General features: G+C 64.9%; 21 protein-coding genes, 1 tRNA gene, 1 pseudogene and 1 riboswitch. Of the genes and pseudogenes, 16 read left to right on the top strand and 7 right to left on the bottom strand.

The window, feature by feature from the left end:
• Positions 1-33: 33 nt before the first annotated feature.
• The 4 genes from X771_RS137485 to X771_RS137470 are packed head-to-tail and all read right to left on the bottom strand — an operon-like array spanning position 34 to position 1,989.
• Positions 34-411, bottom strand: a complete 378-nt coding sequence (locus tag X771_RS137485) for a four helix bundle protein (RefSeq protein ID WP_031193090.1) — start codon at positions 409-411, stop codon at positions 34-36.
• Positions 412-444: 33 nt separating this feature from the next.
• Positions 445-1,047: an NADH-quinone oxidoreductase subunit C gene (locus X771_RS137480; protein ID WP_023670823.1), complete on the bottom strand. Its 603-nt coding sequence runs from the start codon at positions 1,045-1,047 to the stop codon at positions 445-447.
• A 4-nt stretch (positions 1,048-1,051) separates the two neighbouring features.
• The gene (locus X771_RS137475) at positions 1,052-1,633 is read right to left on the bottom strand and encodes an NADH-quinone oxidoreductase subunit B (protein WP_023670824.1); all 582 of its coding nucleotides are present in this window, start codon (positions 1,631-1,633) and stop codon (positions 1,052-1,054) included.
• The gene (locus X771_RS137470) at positions 1,624-1,989 is read right to left on the bottom strand and encodes an NADH-quinone oxidoreductase subunit A (protein WP_023670825.1); all 366 of its coding nucleotides are present in this window, start codon (positions 1,987-1,989) and stop codon (positions 1,624-1,626) included. Before X771_RS137470 ends, X771_RS137475 begins: the two co-directional genes overlap by 10 nt.
• Positions 1,990-3,496: 1,507 nt before the next feature.
• Here X771_RS137470 and X771_RS137465 point away from each other — a divergent pair.
• The 8 genes and pseudogenes from X771_RS137465 to X771_RS137435 all read left to right on the top strand — a co-directional run bounded on the left by X771_RS137465 (position 3,497) and on the right by X771_RS137435 (position 13,229).
• A complete protein-coding gene (locus tag X771_RS137465) occupies positions 3,497-4,189 on the top strand; it encodes a DUF6348 family protein (RefSeq protein ID WP_023690307.1) in 693 nt (230 codons plus the stop codon).
• A 58-nt stretch (positions 4,190-4,247) separates the two neighbouring features.
• Positions 4,248-4,455: riboswitch (cobalamin riboswitch) on the top strand.
• 37 nt (positions 4,456-4,492) lie between these two features.
• Entirely contained in the window at positions 4,493-4,918 is a 426-nt protein-coding gene (locus X771_RS137460; RefSeq protein WP_023685191.1) for a DUF1636 family protein, read from the top strand.
• A 2-nt stretch (positions 4,919-4,920) separates the two neighbouring features.
• Positions 4,921-5,973 (top strand): cobalamin biosynthesis protein CobW, encoded by a 1,053-nt coding sequence (cobW, locus tag X771_RS137455; protein WP_023690308.1) that lies wholly within the window; start codon positions 4,921-4,923, stop codon positions 5,971-5,973.
• Between the two features lie 18 nt (positions 5,974-5,991).
• A pseudogene (locus tag X771_RS1000000168940) lies at positions 5,992-9,525 on the top strand (cobaltochelatase subunit CobN); the annotation flags it as partial.
• On the top strand, positions 9,525-10,988 hold the full coding sequence (gene cobG / locus X771_RS137450) for a precorrin-3B synthase (RefSeq protein WP_023690309.1): 1,464 nt from the start codon (positions 9,525-9,527) through the stop codon (positions 10,986-10,988). The pseudogene X771_RS1000000168940 and the gene cobG, both read left to right, overlap by 1 nt.
• 2 nt (positions 10,989-10,990) lie before the next feature.
• The gene (locus X771_RS137445; protein ID WP_023690310.1) at positions 10,991-11,698 is read left to right on the top strand and encodes a precorrin-8X methylmutase; all 708 of its coding nucleotides are present in this window, start codon (positions 10,991-10,993) and stop codon (positions 11,696-11,698) included.
• Positions 11,695-12,468: a precorrin-2 C(20)-methyltransferase gene (locus X771_RS137440; protein WP_031196364.1), complete on the top strand. Its 774-nt coding sequence runs from the start codon at positions 11,695-11,697 to the stop codon at positions 12,466-12,468. Before X771_RS137445 ends, X771_RS137440 begins: the two co-directional genes overlap by 4 nt.
• Positions 12,465-13,229, top strand: coding sequence for a precorrin-3B C(17)-methyltransferase (locus X771_RS137435; protein WP_023690312.1), 765 nt, complete (start codon positions 12,465-12,467; stop codon positions 13,227-13,229). The genes X771_RS137440 and X771_RS137435 overlap by 4 nt, the downstream gene beginning before the upstream one ends.
• On the opposite strand, the gene X771_RS137430 is transcribed toward X771_RS137435, so the two are convergent.
• Complete coding sequence (locus X771_RS137430; RefSeq protein WP_033001520.1) at positions 13,193-13,966, bottom strand: cobalt-precorrin-6A reductase; 774 nt, start codon at positions 13,964-13,966, stop codon at positions 13,193-13,195. The two genes, X771_RS137435 and X771_RS137430, sit on opposite strands and share 37 nt — an antisense overlap.
• Before the next feature lie 208 nt (positions 13,967-14,174).
• Here X771_RS137430 and X771_RS137425 point away from each other — a divergent pair, with 208 nt between their 5' ends.
• The 8 genes from X771_RS137425 (at position 14,175) to X771_RS1000000168400 (ending at position 20,985) form a co-directional block, all read left to right on the top strand.
• Positions 14,175-15,401 carry a bifunctional cobalt-precorrin-7 (C(5))-methyltransferase/cobalt-precorrin-6B (C(15))-methyltransferase gene (locus tag X771_RS137425; protein ID WP_023690314.1) on the top strand — a complete coding sequence of 409 codons (1,227 nt, stop codon included), beginning with the start codon at positions 14,175-14,177 and terminating at the stop codon, positions 15,399-15,401.
• Entirely contained in the window at positions 15,398-15,784 is a 387-nt protein-coding gene (locus X771_RS137420; RefSeq protein ID WP_023690315.1) for a cobalamin biosynthesis protein, read from the top strand. The genes X771_RS137425 and X771_RS137420 overlap by 4 nt, the downstream gene beginning before the upstream one ends.
• Complete coding sequence (gene cobM / locus X771_RS137415) at positions 15,781-16,545, top strand: precorrin-4 C(11)-methyltransferase (protein ID WP_023690316.1); 765 nt, start codon at positions 15,781-15,783, stop codon at positions 16,543-16,545. Before X771_RS137420 ends, cobM begins: the two co-directional genes overlap by 4 nt.
• Positions 16,542-17,354 carry a uroporphyrinogen-III C-methyltransferase gene (gene cobA, locus X771_RS137410; RefSeq protein WP_023690317.1) on the top strand — a complete coding sequence of 271 codons (813 nt, stop codon included), beginning with the start codon at positions 16,542-16,544 and terminating at the stop codon, positions 17,352-17,354. The genes cobM and cobA overlap by 4 nt, the downstream gene beginning before the upstream one ends.
• Positions 17,351-18,664, top strand: coding sequence for a cobyrinate a,c-diamide synthase (locus X771_RS137405; protein WP_023690318.1), 1,314 nt, complete (start codon positions 17,351-17,353; stop codon positions 18,662-18,664). Before cobA ends, X771_RS137405 begins: the two co-directional genes overlap by 4 nt.
• A complete protein-coding gene (cobS, locus tag X771_RS137400; RefSeq protein WP_031197669.1) occupies positions 18,661-19,428 on the top strand; it encodes an adenosylcobinamide-GDP ribazoletransferase in 768 nt (255 codons plus the stop codon). The genes X771_RS137405 and cobS overlap by 4 nt, the downstream gene beginning before the upstream one ends.
• Positions 19,429-19,452: 24 nt before the next feature.
• Positions 19,453-20,463 carry a nicotinate-nucleotide--dimethylbenzimidazole phosphoribosyltransferase gene (cobT, locus tag X771_RS137395; RefSeq protein ID WP_023690320.1) on the top strand — a complete coding sequence of 337 codons (1,011 nt, stop codon included), beginning with the start codon at positions 19,453-19,455 and terminating at the stop codon, positions 20,461-20,463.
• Between the two features lie 249 nt (positions 20,464-20,712).
• Positions 20,713-20,985, top strand: coding sequence for a hypothetical protein (locus X771_RS1000000168400; RefSeq protein ID WP_155922523.1), 273 nt, complete (start codon positions 20,713-20,715; stop codon positions 20,983-20,985).
• Here the strand turns inward: X771_RS1000000168400 and X771_RS1000000168405 are convergent.
• Together X771_RS1000000168405 and X771_RS137390 are read right to left on the bottom strand one after the other, a co-directional pair.
• Entirely contained in the window at positions 20,978-21,130 is a 153-nt protein-coding gene (locus tag X771_RS1000000168405; protein ID WP_023690321.1) for a hypothetical protein, read from the bottom strand. The genes X771_RS1000000168400 and X771_RS1000000168405 overlap by 8 nt on opposite strands.
• A gap of 32 nt (positions 21,131-21,162) precedes the next feature.
• A tRNA-Lys gene (locus tag X771_RS137390) sits at positions 21,163-21,238 on the bottom strand.
• Between the last annotated feature and the right edge of the window lie 286 nt (positions 21,239-21,524).

A 21,524-nucleotide genomic window follows, 5' to 3' on the forward strand; every position in this document is an offset into this window, starting at 1 on the left:
AGTGAGTAGTGATCATCAATCTCAATGCCTGCTTCATTCCGCCTGCTTGGCCTGCACCGTTCGGATAAGAGATCTCATCATTTTTCCAATCTCTTCGCATCGCAGCAGCAGCTCAATCTCATTGTCTTTTCGCAGCAGGCCAACCCGACATGCCAGCAGTATGTGTGTCTCCAGTTCCTTCAACGAGCCTTGCGCCATGCGCAAAAATTGAACGAACGACCCTCTGTTCTCCCGACCGTATCCCTCCGCGACGTTCGCTGCGACCGAAACCGCCGATCGGCGCATCTGAGAGGTCATGCCGTAAATCTCATCCCTCGGAAACTCTTTGGTGAAACGGTAGCAATCCTCAGCAAGCGTCATCGCCGATTGCCACACCTTCAAGTCGCGATAAGATTCGATCCGTTGCTCCAAATCTTTTGCTACTGACTACTCACTACTTCCTACTCACTGTTTCGCCTTCTCATCGCCCGGCAGGACGTAGTCCGTCCCTTCCCATGGCGAGAGAAAATCGAAGTTCCTGAATTCCTGCTTCAATTCCACCGGCTCGTAGATCACGCGCTTGGCTTCGTCGTCGTAGCGCACCTCGACGAAACCGGTCAGCGGGAAGTCCTTGCGCAGGGGATGGCCCTCGAAACCGTAATCCGTGAGGATGCGGCGCAGGTCCGGATGGCCGGAGAACAGCACGCCATAGAGATCGTAGGCTTCGCGCTCATACCAGTCGGCGCCGGGATAGACAGCGGTGAGCGACGGCACCAGCGTCTCTTCGTCGGCCTGCACCTTGATGCGGATGCGCAAATTCTGCTTCGGCGACAGCAGATGATAGACGACATCGAAACGCTTGACGCGCGACGGGTAGTCGGCGCCGCAGATATCGATGATCGAAATGAACTGGCAGCCCGAATCGTCACGCAGGAAGCTTGTCACCTCGATCAGATTGTCTGTAGCAACCGAGATCGTCAGTTCGCCATAGGCAAGCACCGCATCGGTGACGCGGCCCGGCAGCTTTTCGCCGAGATAGGTCGACAGTTCGCTCAGGGATGCGGCCATGGGTCTACCGTTCGATCGTGCCGGTGCGGCGGATCTTCTTCTGCAGGAGAAGAATGCCGTAGAGCAGCGCTTCGGCGCTTGGCGGGCAGCCGGGCACATAGATGTCGACCGGCACGATGCGGTCGCAGCCGCGCACCACCGAATAGGAATAGTGATAATAGCCGCCGCCATTGGCGCAGGAACCCATCGAGATGACGTAGCGCGGCTCCGGCATCTGGTCGTAGACCTTGCGCAAAGCCGGGGCCATCTTGTTGGTCAGCGTTCCCGCCACGATCATGATGTCGGACTGGCGCGGCGACGCGCGAGGAGCCACGCCAAACCTTTCAGAATCATAGCGCGGCATCGAGGTGTGGATCATCTCGACGGCGCAGCAGGCGAGACCGAAGGTCATGAACATCAGCGAGCCGCTGCGTGCCCAGGTGATCAGCGCCTCGGTCGAGGTGACCAGAAAACCCTTGTCGGCCAGTTCATTGTTGATCTCGAGGAAGAACGGATCGTCGGAACCGACCGGACGTCCCGTATTGGGGTCGATCAGGCCTTTGGGCTTCGGCGCGACGAGCGTTCCGGAACTGTCGTTCAATCCCATTCCAGCGCTCCTTTTTTCCACTCATAGGCAAAGCCGATGGTCAGCACCGCCAAAAACACCATCATCGACCAGAAACCGAGCATGCCGATCTTCGAGAACGACACCGCCCACGGAAACAGGAAGGCCACTTCCAGATCGAAGATGATGAACAGGATCGACACCAGGTAGAAGCGGATGTCGAATTTCATCCGGGCATCGTCGAACGAGTTGAACCCGCACTCGTAGGCGGAAAGCTTCTCCGGATCGGGATTGCGATAAGCCACCAGGAACGGCGCGATGATAAGCGCCAGGCCTACAACCGCAGCCACGGCGATGAAGAGGACGATGGGCAGGTATGAACTGAGGAGTACGTTCATGCTCGGCTTTCCGTTGGCGGCCAATCCACTTTGATTACAGCAACCAACCCTAATGCGGAAGCGCGACAGTTTAAACGCTGAACCGTGTTAGGTGCCTTTGCTGCAACGCGGCGAGGGTTAGCGCACGGCTTTCAGCGAAGCAAGTCAAACCTTGTTCAAAAGACAGTGCTGGACGGCAGGCCGGGAAAAACTGGTCCGATCTCCTCCTGTTTGATTTCCTTCATCTTTCACTCCACTTTTGTCTCCTGACACATCTCCCGCCATTTGCCTGCTAGCATGACCGGAATCGCCGGCTAAAGTCGGGAAAATGGTTCGAGGCAAGACACTTTGACGAAGGACAAAATCTCACTCCCCGCGGCCAGGCGCATCGCGCTCGCCGCGCAAGGATTTCTCGATCCCCGCCCGGTCGGCACGCCCGATCGCCGCCACCTCGCCCGCGTGCTGTCGCGCACCGGCTTGCTGCAGATCGATTCCGTCAGCGCGGTGGTGCGCGCCCACTATATGCCGCTCTATTCGCGGCTTGGCCCCTACCCGCTGGCTTTGCTCGACAATGCGGCCATCACCCGCAAACGCACGGTGTTCGAATACTGGGCGCATGAGGCCTCGTTCCTGCCGGTCGAGACCTACCCGCTGATGCGCTGGCGCATGCAGCGGGCCGAGCAAGGCGACGAAATGTATCTCGGCCTCGCCAAATGGGGCCGCGAGCACGCCGCCTATATCGAAGAGATCTACCGCGCGGTCGCCGAGCGCGGCCCGATTGCCGCTTCGGCACTGGAAGGCCAGAAAGGTTCGGGCGGCTGGTGGGGCTGGAGCCACGCCAAGCACGCCTTCGAATGGCTCTTCTGGGCCGGACGCATCACCACGGCGCACCGCCGTGGCTTCGAACGCTTCTATGACCTGCCCGAGCGCGTGCTGCCGCAGGCGATCCTCGATCTGCCGGTGCCGGCCGCCGAGGACGCGCACCGCGAATTGCTGCGCATTTCTGCCCGCGCCCACGGCATCGCGACGTCGGGTGACCTGCGCGATTATTTCCGCTTGTCGCCGGCCGACATGAAGGGCCGGTTGGAGGAACTGGTCGAGATGGGCGAGTTGCTGCCGGTAAACGTCGAAGGTTGGGACAAGCCGGCTTACCTCTAAGATCGGAAGAGCGTCGTGTAGGGAANTTCCGCTACCGCATCGAGATCTACACCCCGGCCGACAAGCGGCAATATGGCTATTACGTGCTGCCTTTCTTGCTCGGCGACAAGATCGTCGCCCGCGTCGACCTCAAGGCCGACCGGCCTGCGAGTGTCTTACGCGTCCACGCCGCCTATGCCGAAGCAGGCGCACCGCCTGAGACCACCGCACAGCTTTTCGAGGAACTAAAGGAGATGCAGGGCTGGCTTGGCCTTGAGCGCATCGAAGTGACGCCGGCCGGCAATCTGGGGCCGGCATTGGCTAGCGAGAGAGATGGCCAACCCTTGCAGCGTCTGTCATAGACGCCTCAATAAGCCTCGTAGGTTGTGCAATGGCATCGGACAAAGTGCTCGACATGATCCATGGCGCCCTCATTGCGCATGGAATAGATGCAGTCCGCAGAGATAGGGACGTCATGCTCCAATCGAAGCAGCTTCGGTTTGAGGCTGAGGTGTTCGAGACGAGTTCTGACCGGCTGGTCCTGGAAATCTACATTTTTTCTCCGCTGCTTGATGTTCAGCCGGTCATTGAATCCTTTGCTGGCTTCGGCGACACGCGCGAACAGGAACTGAACCAGGCGTTTGAAAAGTTTCTCCGTGGTGTTTTCCATGTGGCCATTGAGGGACTGGCCGATCACGTCTGCGAGAACATGCAGGCCGAAATAGAGCTTTGGCAGCGAAGCAGCGCCAGTTGGAAGATCTGGCGAAAAGATGCCCGCTGGAAAATCTATAGCGGCCCGGTCATTTCCCAGGCCACAACCGAGCTATGCTCGCTGACACCAGGCTATCCAGCATTCTATGCCAAGCTGGAAAAGCTGTTCACAGCTTCGGTACCCCCCGGAAGCCATTTTGTCCGGACCTTTCTGGCAGGCTTGAAGGGCACGCTGATTAGTGCCGAAGTCCTTCTGGACAACGCGGTTTGGCATGAGGGACAGAATCTGGCTGTCGGTCATGACTGGGACTATAGCGATGGCTATCAAGCTATCCGACAGGTCATCCTGGCACTGCCGGAAGCCGGGACATGACAGCCCCTGCCGACATCGCCATGTCGTAGCCGTGCGTTGACACCGCTGCCTGCAAAAGCCTAAATCCGCTCCAGACGGTCCCCTGCCCGCAACGGCAAGGGCCAAGAGGGAATGCGGTGCGGGACGAAAAAATCCCAAATCCGCGGCTGTCCCCGCAACTGTAAGCGAAGAGCCAAGGCCGAAAGCCACTGGGTAACACCGGGAAGGCGGCTAACCAAGGCAATGACTCGCGAGCCAGGAGACCTGCCGTCTGAGACAAAGTATCCGATCGCCTGGCGGGTTTCCGGGCAAGGAGCACGGTTTTTGGACCAGAACAGCAGTTTTTCGGCTGGCACAACGGACATTGCGTCCGGCGACAACGACGCCCTGACCGGCGTGACCGTCATCGTCTGCGCCTCCTGCCGCGATGAGACCGGTTCCGACGCCCATCCGCGCGCCGGCGAATTGCTGGCTGAGGACACAGGCCGCGCCGCTGCCGGCGATATCCGGGTCCGCACCGCCGAATGTCTCGGCAATTGCAAGCGCCGCCTCAGCGCCGCGATCCTGCGCGATGGCTGCTGGAGCTATGTCTTCGGCGATCTGACCGCAACCAGCGGCGCCGACCTCGTTACCGGCGCAAAGCTCTTCGCGACTTCGGCCGACGGCCTCATCCCGTGGCGCGGCCGGCCCGATAGCCTCAAGCGCGGCCTCGTTGCCCGCATCCCACCCCTCGACATGCTGAAGGACTGACGATGAACGCTTCAAACCCGGCCGCCAACCTCTCCCGTGTTCCCTGCACTGTCGTTACAGGCTTCCTCGGCGCCGGCAAGACGACGCTGGTCCGCCATCTCCTGGAAAATGCCGGCGGCAAGCGCATCGCCATCATCGTCAACGAGTTCGGCGACATCGGCATCGACGGGGAAATCCTGAAAGGCTGCGGCATCGACACCTGCCCCGAGGAAAACATCGTCGAACTGGCCAATGGCTGCATCTGCTGTACAGTCGCCGACGATTTCGTGCCCGCCCTCGACAAGATCCTCGCGCTGACACCGAAGGTTGACCACATCCTGATCGAGACCTCGGGCCTGGCTCTGCCCAAGCCGCTGGTCCAGGCGTTCCAGTGGCCGAGCGTGAAGAGCCGGGTAACCGTCGACGGTGTCATCGCCGTGGTAGACGGCCCGGCGCTGGCCGAAGGCCGCGTCGCCAACGACATGGACGCTTTGCAGGCACAGCGCGCTCAGGACGAGACGCTCGACCATGACGATCCTGTCGAAGAAGTGTTCGAGGACCAGATCGCCTGCGCCGATTTGATCATCCTGTCGAAGAGCGATCTGATGGACGCCCCCGGTTCGGCCCGCGCCAACGCCATCATCAATGAACATTCCGCCCGCGCGGTAAAAATCGTGCCGACTGCGCATGGCAAGGTCGACCCGTCGGTGCTGCTTGGCCTCGATCTCGCCGTCGAAGACGACATCGAGAACCGCAAGTCGCATCACGACGGCGCTTTCGATCATGAGCATGACGATTTCGACACCTTCATCGTCGACATCCCCTCGATCGCCAATCCCGACGACCTGGCCAAGCGCGTCGCCACCGCCGCCGAACAGGAAAACGTGTTGCGTGTAAAAGGCTTCGTCGATGTCGGCGGCAAGCCGATGCGGCTTTTGCTGCAGGCCGTCGGCCCGCGCGTCAATCATTACTATGACCGCGCCTGGGCGGCTGAGGACGACCGCCGCTCGCGTCTTGTCGTCATTGGCCTGAAAGGACTGAACCGCCCGGCGATCGAGCGTATACTCGCCGGCTGATCCAAACCACGAGCCGAAATGCATATACTCACCACCACATCCGCCTCGCTCGACGATCTCGCCGAGCCCGTCGATCTCGGGCAGACGCCGGCGGATATCGTGGCGCTGTCCTTCACCGACAGCGACCTCGCCGGCCTCGCGGCGGCGTGGAAGGCCGATGCCGCCCGCCTGCCGTCGATGCGGCTGGNCAGACGTGTGCTCTTCCGATCTACGACGAGGATCTCAGGCTGATCGAAGCCTCGACGCTGCCGCGCGAGGATCTGGACGTCCTGCTTGGTTATTTCCGCGAGGGCGGACCGGAGAATATGGCAGCACTGATGCAGCGGCTGGCGGGGTTGGCTGGGCAGGATGCGGCGGCGGCTGAGCCGGTCAGCGTGCCGAAAGCTGGTTACTACGAGCCTGGCCGCGGCGTCGTAGGCAAGTTGGATTTTGCCGATGTCGGCGTTCCTTCACACCCCCCTCTGTCCTGCCGGACATCTCCCCCGCAAGGGGGGAGATCAGCCGGCGCGGACCTCGGCACTTTTTCTGCCCAGCCGATAATAGATTCCTCTGCAACATCCCCGATTGGCGAAAGCGTCGATGAGAGCACAATCTCCCCCCTTGCGGGGGAGATGTCCGGCAGGACAGAGGGGGGTGGGCGGGAACTCGGCGCAGACAACATCAACTCTCCCATCATCCCCATCCTCTTCTACCGCTCGATGCTGCTGGCCGCCGATGTCGCGCCAATCGATGCCCTCTTTGATGCACTCCGCCAGCGCGGCATGAGACCGGTCCCGATCTTCGTCTCCAGCCTCAAAGACCCGACCTCCCTGGCCTTCGTCGGAACCGCGCTGGCCACGCTCAAGCCCACCGCCATCATCACCGCAACCGCCTTCGCTTCCGGCGCCGAACCCGGCGTCGAAACGCTCTTCGACCGCGCCGGCGTGCCTGTCTTCCAGGTCATCGTCGCCACCACCCGCCGCGACGTCTGGGACAACAACCAGCGCGGCCTGGCGCCCGCCGACCTCGCCATGCATGTCGTGCTGCCCGAACTCGACGGCCGCATCCTCGCCGGCGCGATTTCCTTCAAGGGCGAGAGCGAGACCGACCCGGCGCTCGGCCACCGCGCCTTCGCCAACCGCCCGGAACCGGATCGCGTGGCGCAAGTGGCGGACAGGCTAGCGGCGTTCACACGGTTGCAGCAGACGCCCCGCGCGACGCGTAAGTTGGCGATCCTCATTCCGGATTATCCGAGTGCGCCCGGCCGCACTGGCTATGCCGTGGGCCTGGATGTGCCGTCCAGCGTGCTGGCCATGCTGCATGACCTGAAGGAGCAGGGCTATCGCGTTGACGGGATTCCGCAAACGCCGCGTGCGCTGCTGGACGCGTTGGAGCGGAGCGATGGTGGGCTGGGGCTGGATGAGTATCTGGACTTCTCAAAGGATTTGCCGGCTGAGGCACTGGCTGCAGTCGAGGCGGCATGGGGCGCTCCTTCACCCTCCCCCTTGTGGGGAGGGTCGGTTCGCGACATTCGCGAAGCGGATGGCGCGAAACGGGGTGGGGGTAGCGGTGCACCACCCCCCCNCTTCGCGGAGGACCCCACCCGGCCCTGCGGGCCACCCTCCCCACAAGGGGGAGGGTAAGAGCGGCTTCCCCTTCCGCGCCGCCACCTTCGGCAACATCACTGTCGCTCTCGCCCCCGACCGTGGCCGCTCGGCCGACCGGCGCGCCGATTACCACGACCCGACGCTGCCGCCGCGCCACGATCTGCTGGCCTTCGGCCTGTGGCTGCGCAAATCGCTCCGCATCCATGCTCTCATCCATGTCGGCGCCCATGGCACGCTGGAATGGCTGCCCGGCAAGACGGTTGCGCTCTCACAAAACTGCTTCCCCGAGATCGCCACCGGCTCGCTGCCCGTCATCTATCCCTTCATCGTCTCCAATCCCGGCGAGGCGGCGCAAGCCAAGCGGCGCATAGCAGCCGTCACGCTTGGCCATCTGCCGCCACCACTGGCAGCTGCTGGCCTTGATGAAGAGCAGCACAAGCTCGAGCGCCTCGTCGACGAATACGCCCAGGCCGACGGCCTCGACCGCCGCCGGCGCGATCGTCTGGCCAAGCTGATCGTCGACACCGCGCAAAAGACCGGCCTCGCCTCCGAAGCCGGCGTCGCCAAAACCGACGCGCCCGACGAGGCGCTGCGCCGCATCGACGCCTGGCTCTGCGACCTCAAGGATTTCGCCATCAAGGACGGCCTGCACATCTATGGCCGCGCTCCCGACGACGAGCCCGACGCCATGCGCGTGCAAAGCGCGGAGGCCGAGAAAGCAGCACTTCTTGCCGCGCTCGACGGCCGTCACATCAAGGCGGGTCCGGCGGGCGCACCGGCGCGTGGCCGCTCCGACGTGCTGCCCACCGGCCGCAACCTGTTCACCTCCGACCCGCGCACCATGCCGACGCCGACCGCCTACGATCTGGGAAAGGCGGCGGCAGAAGAAGTCGTGCGCGGCTATATGCAGTCGCATGGCGACTGGCCGCGCTCGCTGGTCATCGACCTCTGGGGCTCGGCCTCGCTGCGCACCGGCGGCGAGGAGATCGCGCAAGGCCTGGCGCTGATGGGCTGCCGGCCGCAATGGGATTCGGGCACCGGCCGCATCACCGGCATCGAAGTGCTGCCGCCGGCCACGCTCGGTCGCCCGCGCGTCGATGTCACCTGGCGGATTTCGGGTCTGTTCCGCGACATGTTCCCGACCCAGATCGCGCTGATCGACGCCGCCGCCAACGCCGTTGCCGCGCGCGACGAGGACGATTCGGAAAACCCGCTCGCCGCCAGAACCCGTGCCGATGGCAAGATCGGCCCGCGCATCTTCGGCACCTCGCCCGGCACCTATGGCGCCGGCGTCGAGGACCTGTTGTCGAGTGGCGACTGGGCCGCGCGCGAAGAAATCGGCCGCGCCTATCTCGATGCGACATCGCATGCCTATGGCGGCGCCGAGGGCGAAGGCATTGCCTGCCCCGGCGCTTTCGAGACCCGCATCGCCGAGGCCGATCTGCTGGTCCACACCGGCGACGATCCCGGCCGCGACATTCTCGAGGGCTCCGCCGACGTCGCCTTCATCGGCGGCTTTTCGGCCGCCCTTGCGACGCTCGGCCGAAATGCCGATGTCATCGTGCTCGACACCACGGATCCGCAGAAGCCCAAGCCGCGCTCGGTCGGCGAGGCTGTGTCGCGCGTGGTGCGCGCCCGCGCCGTTAATGCGCGCTTTATAGCCGGCCAGATGCGGCATGGTCCGCGCGGCGCTTCCGAGTTTGCCGAAACCGTCGACCGCCTCATCGGCTTTGCCGAAACCACGCACGCCATTTCGGGCGCGTTGATCGAGGCCGTGCATGACGCCTATGTCGGCGATCCCGATGTCCGCGCCTTCATCCTGCGTGAAAATCCGGCCGCTGCCAAAGTCATCGCCGAGCGCTTCCTGTCGGCGCGCCGGCGCGGTCTCTGGCATCCCTTGCGCAACTCGGTCGACGACGATCTCGCGGCGCTGATCGCCGAGGCCGAGGCGCTCGGGGTTGCGGCATGAACGCCTTCTCGCGCCGCGGCGCCTGCCCGGCTCTGTCAGCGCCGATGCAGACCGGCGATGGCCTGCTGGTGCGGCTCAACCCGGTTGCTGGAGGGCTTTCCCCCAAGTCGCTGATCGGACTCTGCGAATCCGCCTTGCGCCACGGCAACGGCATCATGGAAGTGACCGCGCGCGGCAGCCTGCAGATACGCGGGCTGACAGCGGAGAGTGCGGTGCTGTTGGCGGCGGAGGTCGATGCACTGGGGATTGCAGTGCGTACCGGCGTGCCGGTCGAGACCGGGCCGCTGGCCGGCATCGATCCGCGGGAGATTGCCGATCCGCGAGCTTTGGCTGAGCGGATCAGGGCTGCGGTCGAGGAAGCTGGGCTGACGCCAAGGCTCGGACCGAAGGTGTCGGTGGTTGTCGATGGTGGCGGGCAGCTGACGATGGATGGGGTGACGGCCGATGTCAGGCTGAAGGCGGTGCGGGTGGGCGGCAACGTTATGTGGGCTTTGTCTGTTGCCGGCGACGGTCAAAGCGCGAGGCCGCTTGCGACGGCCGATGAGGATGCAGCGCGCGATATTGCGGTTGCTGTGCTGAGGATGGTTGCCGAGAAGGGGCGTGACGCACATTCTCGGGATTTGTCGGAGAGGCAATTGGCCTCTCTTGCAAGCTGGCATTCCTTCGCGCCCCCCTCTGTCCTGCCGGACATCTCCCCCTCAAGGGGGGAGATCAGCAGGGTCGCCGGCGGCTCTCCACTTTCCACGCTGAAAATTGGCGAAATCGCCCACGAAGACGCAATCTCCCCCCAAGCGGGGGAGATGTCCGGCAGGACGGAGGGGGGTGTGCAGGATCGCCGGCCTATCGGTCTTTTCCCCTTATCCAACGACACCACCGCTCTCGGCATAGCCCTCCCCTATGGCAGCATGCCGGCCGAAAAACTCATCGCCCTCGCCCAAAGCGCCCTGTCCCTCGGCGTCGCCGAAATCCGCCTCGCCCCCGGCCGCGCCTTGCTGTTCCTCGGCCAACCATCGTCCGCAAACCACCTCCTGCAAGCCACCGCCACCGCGCTCGGCTTCGTCACCATCGCCGCCGACCCGCGCACCCGCATCGCCGCCTGCCCCGGCACCCCTGCGTGTGCCTCCGGCCGCATCGCCACGCGCGATATTGCCGAGACAATCGCCGCCGAAAACGCTGATATCCTCGACTTCACACTGCACATTTCCGGCTGCGCCAAGGGCTGCGCTCACCCCGGCTCTGCCGCGCTAACAATCGTCGGCGGCGAAAACGGAGCCGGACTTGTCGTGAACGCGACGGCAAAGGCCCTTCCTGCGGGCTACAGGCCGGGCTATGACGCCGCACGCGGCGTCAGTCGCGTCGCGGCGATGGTCCGCAGCGCACGATTTCAGGGCGAAACCGCCGCCGCTTGCCTGACAAGGCTCGGGCCGGCGGCAATCGCCGAAAGCTACCGACAGGAATAAGCATGGCCGCCTACGACTACATCCATGACGGCAACGCCATCTATGAGCGCTCCTTCGCCATCATCCGCGCCGAGGCCGATCTGTCGCGCTTTTCGGAAGCCGAGGCCGATGTCGCCATCCGCATGATCCATGCCTGCGGCCAGGTCGAAGCATCAAGTCATTTTGTTTTCTCCAGCGATTTCGTCGCCGCCGCCCGCAGCGCCTTGGCGGCCGGCGCGCCGATCTTCTGCGATGCCGAAATGGTCTCGCATNATTTCGTCGCCGCCGCCCGCAGCGCCTTGGCGGCCGGCGCGCCGATCTTCTGCGATGCCGAAATGGTCTCGCATGGCGTCACCCGCGCCAGGCTGCCGGCCGGCAACGAGGTGATCTGCACCTTGCGCGACCCGAGCACGCACGACATCGCCAAGCAGATCGGCAACACCCGCTCGGCCGCCGCGATCGACCTCTGGGGCGAGCGCATGGCCGGTTCGGTGGTCGCCATAGGCAATGCGCCGACGGCACTGTTCTATCTCCTGGAAAAGTTGCGCGACGGCGCGCCGAAGCCGGCAGTCATCATCGGCATGCCGGTCGGCTTCGTCGGTGCCGCCGAATCCAAGGATGCGCTGGCCGAGAATTCCTATGGCGTACCCTACGCCATCGTGCGCGGCAGGCTTGGCGGCAGCGCCATGACTGCAGCCGCCCTCAATTCGCTGGCGAGGCCCGGCCTGTGAACGCAGCCGTCAAAGAAGATCTGGCAAAAGGCCGTCTTGTCGGCGTCGGCACGGGGCCTGGCGACCCCGAGTTGCTGACGCTGAAGGCCGCGCGCGTTCTGGCCGAGGCCGATGTCGTCGCCTACTTCGCCAAGCGCGGCAACAACAGCAATGCGCGCGCCATCGTCGAGGCGCGCTTCCGGCCGGATATGCTGGAACTGCCGCTGCTCTACCCCGTCACCACCGAGATCGACAAGGATCACGACGACTACCGTTCGCAGATCACCGATTTCTACGAGGAGTCGGCCGAGAAGGTCGCCGAACACCTCGAAGCCGGCCGGATGGTCGCCGTGCTCTCCGAAGGCGACCCGCTGTTCTACGGCTCCTACATGCACCTGCATGTCCGGCTGGCACACCGCTTCCCGACCGAAGTCATCCCCGGCGTCACCGCCATGTCGGGCTGCTGGTCGCAGACCGGCGTGCCGATCGTCCAGGGCGACGATGTGCTGACGGTTTTGCCCGGCACGATGAGCGAATTCGAACTGACACGCCGTCTCGCCGACACCGATGCCGCCGTCATCATGAAGGTCGGCCGCAACCTGCCCAAGATCAGGCGGGCGCTGGAGGCCACCGGCAAGCTCGCCCGCGCGGTCTATGTCGAGCGCGGCACCATGGCCGGCAGCATCACGATGAAGCTTGCCGACAAGCCGGACGACAAGGCGCCCTATTTCGCCATCGTGCTGGTTGCCGGCTGGTCCGGCCGGCCTGGCGTCATGGGAGCCAAGCCATGAGCGGCCGCCTCACCGTCATCGGCCTTGGGCCCGGCAATGCCGATCAAGTGACGCCGCAAGCCAGCCGCGCCGTCGCCGAGGCAAAGTTCTTCTATGGCTACAAGCCTTATCTCGACCGGCTGGAGCTGCGCCCGGACCAGACCCGCGTCGCCTCGGATAATCGCGAGGAACTCGCCCGCTCCAAGGACGCGCTGGTCAAGGCCGCCGAGGGCCATGACGTCGCCGTCGTTTCCGGCGGCGATCCCGGCGTCTTTGCCATGGCCGCCGCGGTCTGTGAGGCGATCGAGGCCGGTCCGGCCGAATGGCGCACCGTCGATGTCACTGTCGTGCCGGGCGTCACCGCCATGCTGGCGGTTGCCGCCCGCATCGGCGCGCCGCTCGGCCATGATTTCTGCGCCATCTCGCTGTCCGACAATCTGAAGCCGTGGGACTTGATCGAACTGCGCCTGCTGGCGGCGGCCGGCGCCGGCTTTGTCATCGCGCTCTATAACCCGATCAGCAAGGCGCGCCCTTGGCAGCTCGGCCGTGCCTTCGAATGCCTGGCCGCCATCCTGCCCGGCACCACGCCGGTCATCTTCGGCCGCGCCGCCGGCCGCCCGGACGAGCGCATCGAGGTCTTTTTGCTGGCCGATGTCGACGCGCAAAAAGCTGACATGGCGACCTGCATCATCATCGGTTCGCCGGAAACACGGATCATCAAGCGCGGCGACAAACCGGCGCTGGTCTACACGCCGCGCTCCGCGACGGGGTCGAGCAAATGATCGACCCAAAATTTATCAACAAGAGCGGCGAGTTCATCGACGGTCTCGGTCGAAGGCACCTCCGGCAGGAAGGGCCTGCGCACCATCACCACCTCGATACCGAGCGCCCGCGCCGCGGCGATCTTGCCGTAGGTGGCCTCGCCGCCGCTGTTCTTGGATACGACGACATCGATGCGGTGCTCCTCGAGCAGCGCGCGTTCATCCGCCTCGCGAAACGGCCCACGCGCCAGCAGGTAGGCCGCATCCGGCACCGCCAGTTTCGGCTCGACCGGATCGACGCTGCGGATGAGGTAGTGATGCTGCGGCGCCGCCTCGAAAGCCGCGACCTCTTGCCGGCCGAGCGACAGGAAGGCGCGGCGCGGCGTCGATCCAAGCGCGTGCACCGCATCGCCTGTCCTATCGACCTGCGTCCAGCGGTCGCCGTCGACAGGCTTCCAGCCGGGACGGCGCAGCGCCAGGATCGGCACACCGGTCAGGCGCGAGGCTTGCGCCGCATTGGCGGATATCTGCGCCGCATAGGGATGTGTGGCGTCGATCAGCAGGTCGATGCCCGCCTCCCTGAGATAGGCGGCCAGCCCGTCGGCGCCGCCAAATCCGCCGCTGCGCACCGGCACGCCTTGCGCGACCGGGCTTTCGGTGCGGCCGGCCAGCGACAGGGTGACACGGAAATCTTCCACCAGTTTTTCGGCCAATTGGCGCGCTTCTGTCGTGCCGCCAAGGATCAGAATCTTCTTCATGAGCACCATGTTGAACAGCGTCGGCGCTGCCCCTCACCCCTACCCTCTCCCCGTGAAGAACGGGGAGAGGGAGGCGTCAGCGCCGGAGCGTCTCCCTTCTCCCCGTCACCACACGGGGAGGTGAGGAGTGGTCTGGCTGGCAGACGAAAAGTCAATTGCTTGACTTTTCGAACGACGAACGCCTCAGGCGAATGAGGGGCGGCGCGACATGTCAAAAAAACAGCCCACGCCAAAATGGCTCGCAATCGTCGGCATCGGCGAGGACGGTTTAGCGGGTCTCGGCGACGAGGCCAAGCGGCAGATCGCTGACGCCGAGACCGTCTTCGGCGGCAAGCGGCATCTGGCGCTGGTGGCTTCGCTCATCAAGGGTGAGCAGCGCCCATGGCCGGTGCCATTCGATGCCGACATGGCAGACGTGCTGGCGCTGGCCGGCCGGCGCGTCTGCGTGCTCGCCTCCGGTGATCCATTCTTCCACGGGGTCGGCGCCACCCTTGCCCGCAAGGTCAAGCCTGAAGAGATGCATGTCATCCCCGCGCCATCGGCGATTTCGCTGGCTGCCGCCCGGCTCGGCTGGGCGTTGCAGGACATCGAGACGATCTCGCTGCATGGAAGGCCGCTCGACCTGATCCGGCCGCTGCTGCATCCCAGGGCGCGCATCCTGGCGCTGACATCGGACGGCGACGCGCCAGCGACAATAGCGCGCCTGCTCGTAGAGCTCGACTTCGGCGGTTCGCGGCTGACCGTTCTGGAAGCGCTGGGCGGACCGAACGAGAAGCTTCGCTCGGCACGTGCCGACGCTTTCGATCTCAGAGACATCAATCCGCTCAACGTGCTGGCGTTTGAGCTTGAATCGACACAAGAGGCCCGCATCCTGCCGCTGACCGTTGGCCGCGCCGACCATCTGTTCGAGCACGACGGCCAGATCACCAAGCACGACATCCGCGCCATCACGCTTGCGGCGCTGGCGCCGAGGCGTGGCGAATTGCTGTGGGACATCGGCGCCGGTTCCGGCTCCATCGGCATCGAATGGATGCTCGCTCACCCCTCGATGCGCGCCATCGCCATCGAGGCCAACAGCGACCGCGCCGCCCGCATCGTCCGCAACGCCGCGCATTGCGGCGTGCCCGGTCTTGTCGTGGTGGAAGGGTCGGCGCCCAAGGCACTGGCCGGGCTGGACACGCCGGATGCGATCTTCATCGGCGGAGGTGGCAGCGACGCCGGCGTACTGAACGCCGCCATCAAGGCGCTGCCATCCCGTGGCCGTCTCGTTGCCAATGCGGTGACGCTGGAGATGGAGGCGCTGCTTCTCGCGGAGCACATCAAGCGCGGCGGCGACCTTACCCGCATCACCATTTCCCGCGCTTCTCCTGTCGGTTCGATGCAGGCCTGGCGCCCGGCCATGCCGGTCACCCAGTGGAGCTGGGTGAAGCCATGATGGTGGCGGGCATCGGCAGCCGGAAGGGCGTGAGCGTCGAAGACGTGCTCGCGGCGATCGAAACCGCCCTCGAAGCGCACGGGCTGGCGATAACGGCGCTGTCGGCCTTGGCGACCGCCGCGCTCAAGAAAGACGAAGAAGCGATCTCTGCCGCTGGCCGCACGGTTCACCTTCCCGTCATCATCGTTGATGACGCAGCACTTCAGGCCGTCTCGCCGGAGGCACTCAGCAAATCCGATCTCTCGCAGGATCTCGCCGGCACACCCTCCGTCTCAGAAGCCTCCGCCCTTGCCGTTGCCGGCCCCGGTGCAAAGCTGCTTGGTCCACGCACCGTGCTCGGCCCGGTCACCTGCGCCATCGCCATCAGCGGAGACGCGCCATGACCGTGCATTTCATCGGCGCCGGTCCCGGCGCCGCCGACCTCATCACACTGCGCGGCGCCAAGCTGCTGGCAAGCTGCCCGGTCTGTCTGCATGCCGGCTCGATCGTCGCGCCGGAATTGCTGCAACACTGCGCACCGGGGACCAAACTGATCGATACGGCGCCGATGTCACTCGACGAAATCGAGGTCGAATATGTGACAGCCCACCAGGCCGGCCACGATGTCGCCCGCCTGCATTCCGGCGACCTCTCGGTGTGGAGCGCCGTGGCCGAGCAGATCCGCCGGCTGGAAAAACACGGCATTCCTTACACGCTGACGCCGGGCGTTCCCTCTTTCGCCGCCGCAGCCGCAGCCCTTCGCCGCGAACTGACCATTCCCGAGGTGGCGCAAAGCCTGGTGCTGACCCGCGTCTCCGGCCGCGCCTCGAAAATGCCGCCGGGCGAAACGCTGGCCGGCTTCGGCCGCACCGGCGCCACACTGGCCATTCATCTCGCCATCCACGCCATCGATCGCGTCGTCGCCGAATTGTCGCCGCATTATGGCGGCGATTGCCCGGTGGCGATCGTCTTTCGCGCTTCATGGCCGGACGAGCGCGTGCTGACCGGCACGCTAGCGACCATCGAGGCGCTGCTCGCCGCCGATCCCATGGAGCGCACGGCGATCATCTTCGTCGGCCGCTCGCTGGCAGCGGAAGGTTTTGGCGAGAGTTCATTGTACGACGCCCACTACCAGCGGCGTTTTCGCGGGCGGGACGGATTGTGAGCGGCAAGACCAAAAGCGAAAACCCGACGCTCGAACAGGCGCTTGCACGGCTGAACTTCAAGCCGCGCCGGCTTGAGCCGGGCCATGTCTGGCTGGCCGGCGCCGGTCCCGGCGATCCCGGCTGCCTGACGCTGGAAGTGCTGGCGGCATTGGCCGAGGCCGACGCTGTGGTCTATGACGCGCTGGTCTCCTCTGACGTTGTCGCCGTTGCGGACAATGCCCAGCTGTTCTTTGCAGGAAAACGCGGCGGCAAACCGTCCATGAGGCAGGACGATATCACCGCTTTGCTGGTGCGGCTGGCACGCGAGGGCCGCCGCGTCGTCCGGCTGAAGGGCGGCGATCCCTATATTTTCGGCCGCGGCGGCGAAGAGGCGCTGGCGCTGGCGCGCGAAAAAATCCCTTTCCGCGTCATGCCCGGCCTGACATCGGGGCTGAGCGCGCTGGCCGCCACCGGCATTCCCGCAACCATGCGCGGCATCAACAAGGCGATCATCCTGGCGACAGGTCATGCCGCCGGCACAGATGACGATCTCGACTGGGGCGCGATCGCCCGCACCGGCCAGCCGGTGGTCATCTATATGGGCATGGCCAATCTGCCTGTTATCGCCGCGTCGCTGCTCGAAGGCGGGCTGGCGCCGTCGACGCCGGCGGCTGTCATCGTTTCGGCGACGACACCGCAGGAGCGGACCGTCGTCGCGACACTCGCCACCATTTCCGAAGCGGCCGCCGCGGCGGAATTGGCCTCGCCGGCCCTCATTGTCGTCGGCGGCATCGTCGCCATGCGCGCAGCACTGGCGGGTAACGCATGACCCGCGCCATCATCATCGGCGCGCCGCGTTCCGGCTCCGGCAAGACCAGCGTCACCATCGGCATTTTGCGCGCGCTCGCCCGGCGCGGCATCAAGGTGCGCGGCGCCAAGTCCGGCCCCGACTATATCGATCCGGGTTTTCATACCGCCGCCACTGGCCTGTCCGGCGTCAACCTGGACAGCTGGGCGATGTCGCCTGACCTGCTCAACGCGTTGGCCGGCAATGCCACCGAGGACGCCGATTTTATCTTCCTCGAAAGCGCCATGGGCCTGTTCGACGGCATCCCGGCCGGACAAGGCCGCACCGGCTCGGCCGCCGATCTGGCGCGGCTCTACCACCTGCCGGTGCTTTTGGTGCTCGACGTCTCGGGACAGTCGACGACGGCGGCCGCCGTCGCGAAGGGTTTTGCCACCTACGACCCGGATGTGCGCATGGCCGGAATCGTGCTCAACCGTCTCGGCAGCGAGCGCCACCGCAAGCTGTGCAGCGAGGCGATCGAAACGCTCGGCCTGCCGGTCGTCGGCGCCATCCTGCGCGATCCCACGCTCAATTTGCCGGAGCGCCATCTCGGCCTCGTCCAGGCCGGCGAATATGCCGACCTGATGACGCATCTCGACCGCCTCGCCGACATGGTCGAGAAATCCCTCGACCTTGACGCCATCATGGCGCTGGCCGCGCCGTTTTCGCCGGCATCAGGCAGTTTCGAACATGCCTTGCAGCCGCCCGGCCAACGAATCGCGCTCGCCGAAGACGCCGCCTTCACCTTCCTCTATCCGCACGTCGCCGCCCACTGGCATCAGGCCGGCGCCGAGATCGTGCCGTTCTCGCCGCTAGCCGACGAAGCACCGGTGCAGAATTGCGATGTCTGCTGGCTGCCCGGCGGCTATCCCGAGCTCCACTCCGGCAGCCTCGCGGCGGCGACCAGTTTCCGAGCTGGCATGGCCAGGTTTGCCGAGACCAAGCCGATCCATGGCGAGTGCGGCGGCTTCATGGTGCTGGGCGAAGCGCTGGAGGACGCGGCCGGCGAGACGCACGCCATGCTTGGCCTGCTCGGCCATTCCACCAGCTTTGCCAAGCGCAAGATGAACCTCGGCTACCGCGAGGCACGCCTGCGCGTCGCCTGTCCGCTGGGGCCGCAAGGCGCGCTGATCCGTGGCCATGAATTCCACTATGCGCAGATGATTGCGACCGGCAATGACGAGCCGCTGGCCGACCTAGCCGATGGCCAGGGCAATCCACTCGGCGCCTCCGGCTACCGGCGCGGCCATGTCAGCGGCACCTTCTTTCATGCCATTGCGAGGAGTGCATGACCGCCGTGCCCTCGCCCCGGCAAGCGCTCGAGGACGTCGCGCTTTGCCTCGTCTTCTTCACCCGGCTGCCGCTGCCGGTCTTCGACTTTCGTGGCCGCAGCCTGGCCGATGCGATCTGGGCGGCGCCTGTCGCCGGCCTCGCCATCGCTGTGGTTGGTGCTGTCGTCTACGCAGCGGGCGTACAGCTCGGCCTTGCCCCCGGCCCGGCAGCAGCCCTTGCGCTTGCAGCAACCCTGCTCGCCACGGGCTGCCTGCATGAGGACGGGCTTTCCGATGTCGCAGATGGTTTTGGCGGCGGCAAGACGCGCGATAAAAAACTGGAGATCATGCGCGACAGCCGCATCGGCGCCTATGGCGCAGCAGCTCTTGGCCTGTCGATGCTCATCCGCTGGAGCGCGCTGTCGCAACTGGCCAATCCGACAAGCGTGCTCTTCGCGCTGATCGCCGCACACGCCGCATCGCGCGGCCTGCTCGGCGCGTTCATGCATCTGGCGCCGGCGGCGCGCAGTGACGGCCTGTCTGCCGGCGCCGGGACCGTCTCGGCCCAGACAGCTGTTCTCGGCGCCGTGCTCGGCGCCATCCCCCTTCTGACGCTGGGGCTCGGCGGCGCCTGTGCCGCACTGATCCTGCTCGCTCTCGTGTTCAGCGCCTTGCGCGCGCTCTCCCTCAACCAGATCGGCGGCCACACCGGTGACACGATCGGCGCCCTGCAGCAGCTGGGCGAGATCACTGTCCTGCTCGTCGCTTCCGTTTCCCTGTCCTGATTCTTCCCCGGAGATTCCTTCCCCATGCCATTCAAATCATTCGACGAACTGCGCGCCGCCTGTCTCGATCTGCCTGCCGGCAGCGATACCGCCGCCAACGCCGTCGCCCGCCGCCAAGACACGCTGACCAAGCCGCAAGGCAGCCTGGGCCGGCTGGAAACTCTCGCCGCCTGGCTGGCGCGCTGGCAGGGTCGCGACATGCCGAAACTCGACCGCGTCAAAGTCTTCGTGTTCGCCGGCAATCACGGCGTCACCGCGCAGGGCGTGTCGGCCTTCCCGTCGGAAGTGACCGTGCAGATGGTGGCGAATTTTGCCGGCGGCGGCGCCGCCATCAACCAGCTGGCCCGCATCGCCGGCGCGGAACTCGACGTCATCCCGCTCGATCTCGATCATCCGACCGGCGACTTCACTGACGTGCCGGCAATGGACGAAAAAACCTTCCTCGCCGCCGTCTCGGCAGGCTACGACGCGGTGACGAACGACCTCGACCTCGTCTGTTTCGGCGAGATGGGCATCGGCAACACCACGCCGGCGGCCGCCATCTCGACTGCCCTGTTCGGCGGCGGCGCTGAAAAATGGACCGGGCGCGGCACCGGCGTCGACGATGCCGGGCTGAAGCGCAAGGTCACCGCCATTGAATCCGGCCTCAAGCGCCATGCCGACGCGCTGTCCGACCCGCTGAAGATCGCCGCCGCCCTTGGCGGCCGCGAACTCGCCGCCATCTTCGGCGCCACGCTCGCCGCCCGCCGCAAGAACGTCCCGGTGCTGCTCGACGGCTTCGTCTGCACGGCAGCGGCAGCGCCCCTGGCGCGACTGCACCCCTCAGGCCTCGCCCACACCATCGCCGCCCATGTCTCGGCCGAATCCGGCCACCGCCGCCTGCTCGAAGCGCTCGGCCTGCCGCCGCTGCTCGACCTCGGCATGCGGCTCGGCGAAGGCTCCGGCGCCTGCCTCGCCGTCAACATCGTCCGCTCGGCACTGGAATGCCATGCGAGGATGGCGAGTTTTGCCGAGGCTGGCGTGTCGGAAAAGTAACTAGGGCGATTTGACGGGAGCGCGCCGGCCCGAACCTTCGCTGACCATCGTCGGGCCGGTCACTGGCATTCCGGGCTGGTGGCTCGAACGGCACGGCCGCTGAAAGATCCCCCACCTGGGGGTTGGCCCGCTGCTTCTGTATGGGCTCTTTTTACTGGCACTATTCGCCGTCGTTGCCGACAAAATGTGATTGACGTAACGTTGACCAGGCGCAATCATTACGGATTGTGCAGGGTGAGGGCGTTTTCAATGAAACTCGTTGTCTTTGGCGTAGCAATAGTATTGGCCGCTACCGGAGCAGCTGTTGCGAAAGAGAAGAAAAAGGTGGCCACCGCTCAGGCTACAACCTCGTGTTCTACAGCTCATAAGAAGGCTGGCAGCAAGCCGACCGCGAAACCGGATTGCAAATCGACAGGCACCGTGGTTGCGCGACCGTCAAATAGGGCTGAAAACTTCCTGGATCATTATAATCCGCGCTTAGGGTATGACACCAGCCCGTGGTTTCAAACTGGCTTTAATTGATGGCGGCTTTGGCTTCCGGGCCTTTCTTAATCCAGCGCGGCCTTCCCTCCTTCGCCAAATAGCGCACCGGCTTACCGGCCGCCGAGTTTAAGGCAAACTTGCCCCATGATTGAGGCATGTCGAGGCGCGTCAACGCGTCCGGCATTCCAAGGTCTTCCACCAACTTTTCGAAAAATTTGGTGGGTGCGCACAGGATTGAACTGTGGACCCGCTGATTAAGAGTCAGCTGCTCTACCAACTGAGCTACGCACCCACTCGACCGGTAAAACCGGCGTTGGCGGGCATATAGCCGCCGATACCGGTCCTGTCCAGCCCTGCCGGAATCATTTCCCGACAAATCGCTCCGGGCTTCGGTTTCGAGTGTTGCAGCGAAGCAAAAACCAGAGTCGTCGGCGGGACAGCGCCCCCCTCTGCCCTGCCGGGCATCTCCCCCACTTGGGGGAAGATTGGCAGCCTTGCCGTTTCGCCTGTCTTTCGGCGTTGGAGATTGGCGAAAGCCAATGCGACATCCGATCTCCCCCCTCGTGGGGGAGATGTCC

The organism is Mesorhizobium sp. LSJC269B00 (assembly GCF_000502815.1).
Taxonomy (GTDB): domain Bacteria; phylum Pseudomonadota; class Alphaproteobacteria; order Rhizobiales; family Rhizobiaceae; genus Mesorhizobium.